General features: G+C 66.4%; 4 protein-coding genes and 1 pseudogene. 3 read left to right on the top strand and 2 right to left on the bottom strand.

Annotation, left to right across the window (positions count from 1 at the left end; all coding sequences use genetic code 11):
- The 3 genes from trpA to Q7U29_RS22600 all read left to right on the top strand — a co-directional run.
- Positions 1 to 786, top strand: a 786-nt coding sequence (gene trpA / locus Q7U29_RS22610; protein WP_304744984.1) for a tryptophan synthase subunit alpha, incomplete at its 5' end; no start/stop codon positions are given.
- 107 nt (positions 787 to 893) lie between these two features.
- Positions 894 to 1,835 (top strand): acetyl-CoA carboxylase, carboxyltransferase subunit beta, encoded by a 942-nt coding sequence (gene accD, locus Q7U29_RS22605; protein ID WP_304744982.1) that lies wholly within the window; start codon positions 894 to 896, stop codon positions 1,833 to 1,835.
- On the top strand, positions 1,832 to 3,175 hold the full coding sequence (locus Q7U29_RS22600; protein WP_304744980.1) for a folylpolyglutamate synthase/dihydrofolate synthase family protein: 1,344 nt from the start codon (positions 1,832 to 1,834) through the stop codon (positions 3,173 to 3,175). Before accD ends, Q7U29_RS22600 begins: the two co-directional genes overlap by 4 nt.
- A 113-nt stretch (positions 3,176 to 3,288) precedes the next feature.
- Here the strand turns inward: Q7U29_RS22600 and trxA are convergent, their stop codons facing one another.
- Positions 3,289 to 3,609, bottom strand: a complete 321-nt coding sequence (trxA, locus tag Q7U29_RS22595; protein ID WP_016847387.1) for a thioredoxin — start codon at positions 3,607 to 3,609, stop codon at positions 3,289 to 3,291.
- 64 nt (positions 3,610 to 3,673) lie between these two features.
- Positions 3,674 to 6,241, bottom strand: a pseudogene (gene addA, locus Q7U29_RS22590) (double-strand break repair helicase AddA); the annotation flags it as partial.

The following is a 6,241-nucleotide window of genomic DNA, read 5'->3' as shown; positions in this document are numbered from 1 at the left end:
TCGGCCTTCGTCACCTTCCTGATGGCCGGCGATCCCGATCCCGCGACCTCGCTCGCGATCGTCAAGGCACTGCCGCAGGCCGGCGCCGACATCATCGAGATCGGCATGCCCTTTACCGATCCGATGGCGGATGGTCCGTCGATTCAGGCGGCCGGACTGCGCGCACTGAAGGCCGGCATGACGCTGAAGAAGACGCTGGCGATGGTCGGCGAATTTCGCAAAGGCGACACCGCCACCCCGATCGTGCTGATGGGCTACTACAATCCGATCTACATCTACGGCGTCGACAGGTTTCTCGTCGATGCGAAATCCGCCGGGGTCGACGGCCTGATCATCGTCGACCTGCCGCCGGAGGAAGACGCCGAATTGTGCCTGCCGGCGATGAAGGCGGGGCTGAATTTCATCCGGCTGGCGACGCCGACCACCGACGACAAGCGGCTGCCCGCGGTGCTCGCCAACACTTCCGGCTTTGTCTACTACGTCTCGATCACCGGCATCACCGGCAGCGCCAGCGCCAATACCGCCGTGGTCGGCGAGGCCGTCGCCCGCATCAAGCGGCATACCGGATTGCCGGTCTGCGTCGGCTTCGGCATCCGGACACCGGAGGCCGCCCGCGGCATCGCGGAGACCGCCGATGGCGCCGTGGTCGGCACCGCGCTGGTCGATGCCCTGGCCGGCAGCCTCGATGCGACCGGCCATGCGACCGCCAGGACCGTTGGCGCGGTCGCCGATCTGGTGTCCGCTCTGGCCCAGGGGGTCCGGGGAGCCAAACAGGCCGCCGAATAAGCCACAATTCCGGTGGAGATAGACCTCCGGCGGCGGCTTGCCGGGGCATTCCCCGACCGCCATATATTCCCAGGTAATGCGTATTTGACCGCATTTCGGAGCGAAGCATGAATTGGCTCACCAACGTCGTCCGACCGAAGATCCGCAACATCCTGCGCCGCGAGACGCCGGAGAATTTGTGGATCAAGTGCCCGGATTCCGGGCAGCTGGTGTTCTACAAGGACGTCGAGGCCAACCAGTTCGTGATTCCCGGATCGAACTACCACATGCGCATGGGCGCGGTGGCGCGGCTGAAGTCGGTGTTCGACAACGAGACCTGGTTCGACGTGGCGCTGCCCGATGTGACCGCCGATCCCCTGAAATTCCGCGACGAGCGTAAATATGCCGACCGCATCAAGGATGCCCGCGCCCGGACCGGCCTGAACGACGCCATCAAGGTCGGCTACGGCAAGCTCGAGGGCGCAGGCGTCGTTATCGCGGTGCAGGATTTCGATTTCATGGGCGGCTCACTCGGCATGGCCGCCGGCGAAGCGATCGTGCGCGGGCTCGAGCTCGCGGTTGAAAAGAAATCGCCGTTCATCGTGTTCGCCGCTTCCGGCGGCGCCCGCATGCAGGAAGGCATCCTGTCGCTCATGCAGATGCCGCGCACCACCGTGGGCGTGCAGATGCTGCGCGAGACCAAGCAGCCCTATATCGTGGTGCTGACCAACCCGACCACCGGCGGCGTCACCGCCTCCTATGCCATGCTGGGCGACGTGCAGATCGCCGAGCCCGGCGCGCTGATCGGCTTTGCCGGCGCGCGCGTGATCGAGCAGACCATCCGCGAAAAATTGCCGGAAGGGTTTCAGCGCGCGGAATATCTCAAAGACCACGGCATGGTCGACATGGTGGTCCATCGCCACGATTTGCGCCCGACGCTGGCGCGGCTGTGCCGGCTGCTGACGAAGGCACCCGCGGTGGAAACCGCCGCAAAGCCCGCAACCCCCGTCATCGAGGCCGCCCATATCGTCTCACCCGCGGACGTGACGCCGGCAGCGCCCCAGGCGTGAACCCACAAGCTGCCAAACGCGATCAGCCGCTCGGCGAATTGATCGCGCGACTGTCCGCGCTGCATCCCAACCGCATCGATCTCGGCCTGGAGCGGATGCAGCTTTTGCTGCAGCGGCTCGGACGTCCCGAACGCAAGCTGCCGCCGGTGATTCACGTCGCCGGCACCAATGGCAAGGGTTCGACGATCGCCTATCTGCGCGCGATTCTGGAAGCGGCAACCCTGCGCGTTCACGCCTATACCTCGCCGTCACTGGTGCGGATCAACGAATGCTTTCGTTTGGGCGCAGCCGGCGGCGGCACGCTGGTCGGCGATGAAGAATTGCGCGCGGTGCTGGAACGGTGCGAGCAGGCCAATGCCGGCGCTCCCATCACCATTTTCGAAATTGAAACCGCGGCGGCGCTCTGCCTGTTCGCGCAGCACCCGGCCGATGTGGTGCTGCTGGAAGTCGGTCTCGGCGGGCGGCTCGACGCCACCAATGTGATCGAGTCGCCGCTGGCGACCGTGATCGCGCCTGTCAGCATGGACCATACCGAGTTTCTCGGCGACACGCTGACGATGATCGCCGGGGAAAAGGCCGCCATCATCAAGCGCCACGTACCGGTGATTTGCGCGGAGCAATCGCCCGACGCCGCCACCATCATCGAGGCGCAGGCCAGGCGCATGCACGCGCCGCTGTATAGCGCCGGGCAGGAGTGGCACGTCAGTGTCGAGCGCGGACGGCTGGTCTATCAGGACGAACGCGGGTTGATGGATCTGGCGGCGCCAAAACTGTTCGGCCGGCATCAGTTCGACAATGCCGGGCTCGCCATCGCCACGCTGCGCGCGCTGGATACGTTGAATGTCGACAGCGCGGCGTTCGAGGCCGGCATCGTCAGCGCCGAATGGCCGGCGCGGATGCAGCGGCTGGCATCGGGCGCGCTGGTGGACGAGGCGCCGGCGGGCAGCGAGGTCTGGCTCGACGGCGGCCACAATGCCGAGGGCGGACGCGTCGTCGCCGCCGCACTCGGCGATCTCGAGGAGCGGGTATCGCGACCGCTGGTGGTCGTCGCCGGCATGATGGCCAGCAAGGATGCCAAGGCGTTTCTCGCCAATTTCGCCGGCCTCACCCGCCACATCATCGCGGTGCCGATCGAGGGTCGCGACACCGCGATGTCGCCGGACCGGCTGGCGGACGCCGCCCGCGCGCTCGGCATGCGCGTGGAAACCCTGGGCAGCGTCGAAGCCGCCTTGCGTTCGCTGGCGCGGCTCGCCTATGAGGTGCCGCCGCGCATCCTGATCACGGGATCGCTGTATCTGGCGGGGCAAGTGCTCGATCAAAACGGCACCCCGCCGGGATAGACCCCAACAGGACGACCAAGCGGTAGAGGGGAAAGAAGAGAGCGCGCTTCCATCCCAAAACGCAAACGGCCGGCGAAGCGCCGGCCGTCAGAACCAGATTGTCTTGAGACGGATCAGACCGCGGCGGTGATCCACTGCTGCAGCTTCGCCTTCGGCGCGGCGCCGACCTGGCGGGAGGCCATCTCGCCGCCCTTGAAGATCATCAGGGTCGGGATCGACATCACGCCGTATTTCGAGGCCGTCTTCGGGCTCTCGTCGACGTTCAGCTTGACGATCTTGACCTTGTCGCCCATCGCGCCGGAAATTTCGTCGAGTGCCGGCGCGATCATGCGGCAGGGACCGCACCATTCGGCCCAGAAATCGACCACGACCGGTCCGGTCGCCTTGAGCACTTCGGCTTCGAAATCGGCGTCAGAAACCTTGCCAACGGCCATGGGAATACCTCGTTCGGGTTGGGGAAGACGCGGCGAAGAATCGCCGCCAGATCATGCAGTCAACCTATGAACGCGGTCTTGCCGGGTCAAGCGCGGTCATCCCCCCGGACGACGGTTGCCAGTTGTGCGTCCAGCGCAGGAGTAGAAATCTCCATTAATTCAGGGGTTTCGGTCCAGAGCAGCGCGGCGCGGACCGGCAACTGGGGATAAAGCTTCTGCAAGACCGCCCGGTAGAGCGCGAGCTGCCTGACATAGCCGGTGGGAGCCCCGGCCAAGGCTGTCGGCGGGGCATGATTCGTCTTGTAGTCGACGATCAGGACCTCGGCCGCGGTCACCCCCAGCCGGTCGATCTGTCCCGAAACCAGCGCGGGCGGGCGCCCCGGCCGCTCCAGCCTGCCGGCGATCGAGACCTCGGCCCGGCTGCCCGGCGCGAATACCGGGGCAAAGCGCGGATCCCCGATCAGGGCCAGCATGCGCCCGGCCAGCGCCTCGCGCTCAGCCTCGCTCCAGTCGCCGGCGTTGCGGGCGAGATAGCGCAGCGCCGCGTCGCGGCGGCCTTCGGCGACCACGTCAGGCAGTGATTGCAGCAGCCGGTGCACCAGCGTGCCGCGCAACAGCGCCCGCGCCCGCAGCTGGATCGCTTCGCCTGATCTGCCGGGATGGCCCTCGCTTGTGGCGGGATCGGACGGTCGCAGCAGATTGTCGGCGGCGGGTTCCGCGGGCGCGGCTTCGCGCAACCATGGCGGCAGCTCGGTCCGGATGCTTGTCGCCGGTGCGGCAGCCGCGGCGATGGGCGCCGCGACATCCTCGGGCCGCGAATAGCGCTTCACCGCCAGGCCGTCGGAAGTCTCGAACTCCTGCAACTGCAATCCGGAAGTGCCGAGGCCCTTGACGATCAGGTCGTACCAGGAGAATTCGCGCACGTTCTTCATGTTGCCGGGCATGCAGCCGCCAACGATCAGACGGTCGGCCGCCCGCGTCATCGCCACATAGAGCAGGCGGCGGTATTCGTCCTCGGTTTCATCAAGCATCGTCGTGCGCGCGGCAGCGACCGCCGAGGGATCATCGGCCTTCCGGCCGGCCCAGACCACGACGCCGGGCGCGTGCGGTTGCGCATTGCCGCGCGGCAGATGGATCAGTTTCAGGCGCTGGGTATCCGATGGCGACGAGGTGGTGTCGACCAGGAATACGACAGGCGCCTCCAGCCCCTTGGCGCCATGCACCGTCATGACGCGGACTTCGTCGCGCGAGATTTCCATGTCGCGCTTCACTTCGGTGTCGGCGGCGCGCAGCCAGGCCATAAAGCCCTGCAGCGAGGCCGGCGCCTTGCGCTCATAGCCCAGCGCCAGCTCGAGAAATTCGTCGAGCGCGTCGTTGGCCTCATGGCCGAGCCGCTTCAGGATCCGCTTGCGGCCACCGTCGCCGCCGAGCAGCCAGGCATAGAAAGCAAACGGTGGCTCGCTGGCAAAGCGGCGCTCGCAGGCTTCCAGGCGTTTTAGCGCTTCGGCGAATTTCTCGTTTGCCGCCGCATGAGCACTTAGGGCGCCGCGCAACGAGCCCTTTCGCTGCCACGCCAGCGTGAACAGGTCATCGTCATCAAGTCCGAACAGCGGGCTCTTCAGCGCCACCGCGAGTGCCAGATCGTCCTGCGGCAGCAACAGCGCGTCGGCCAGATTCATCAGGTCGATGATCGCGATGTGCTCGGTCAATTTCAGCCGGTCGGCGCCGGCGACCGGCACATTGGCATGCTTCAGCGCCTGGATCACGGCATCGAAGGCGTTGCCGCGCCGCCGCACCAGCACCAGCACGTCGCCGTAGCGCAAGCGGCGGCGCTTGCCGGTGTGGCCGGTCATGGTGCCGCCTTCGACCAGCGACTTGATCTCGGCCTGGATGCGCTTCGAAAGCTTTACCTCCGGCGATGTCGCCGACACCCCGTCGAATGGCGCGCGCCACCCCTCGATGTCCTGGCGGCCGTCGGCTTCCGCCAATTCCCAGAGATCGATCAGGCTGGGCCCGGCGTCGTCGAGCGAATGATGGATCGGATAGCCGGTTTCGACCGCATGGATGCTGCCGTAGATCTGCGGGTCGCGGAACACATGATCGACCGATTGCAGGATCGACGGCCCGGAGCGGAACGAATAGGTGAACGAGATCGGATCGAATTTCAGCCCGGCGTCGACGAACTTCCTGTGCAGCGATCTGCGGCGGGCATCGAATTCGCGGGGGGCTGCGCCCTGGAACGAGAAGATCGACTGCTTCTCGTCGCCGACCGCGAATACCGTGCGCACGACGCCGTCGCGCGCGCCCTCGCCGGAGGTGAATTCGGAAATGATGTGGTCGACGATGTCCCATTGCCGCGGGCTGGTGTCCTGCGCCTCGTCGATCAGCACGTGATCGACACCGCGATCGAGCTTGTAATGCACCCAGGCGGACGCGCCGCCATTCAGCATCGCCAGCGTCTTGTCGATCAGGTCGTCATAATCGAGCAGGCCGCGTTCCTGCTTCTCGCGCCGGTTGTTCGCCGCCGCCGCGGTCGCGATCTGCAGCAGCGCGCTGGTGCGGTCGCGGGCGGTCAGCGCGCGGCGCCGTTCGATCAGGGCTTCGAGCCGGCCGGCTTCCGCGTTGAACCACT

Source organism: Bradyrhizobium sp., assembly GCF_030654605.1.
Taxonomy (GTDB): domain Bacteria; phylum Pseudomonadota; class Alphaproteobacteria; order Rhizobiales; family Xanthobacteraceae; genus Bradyrhizobium.
This window is presented reverse-complemented; position numbering and strand designations above follow the sequence as displayed.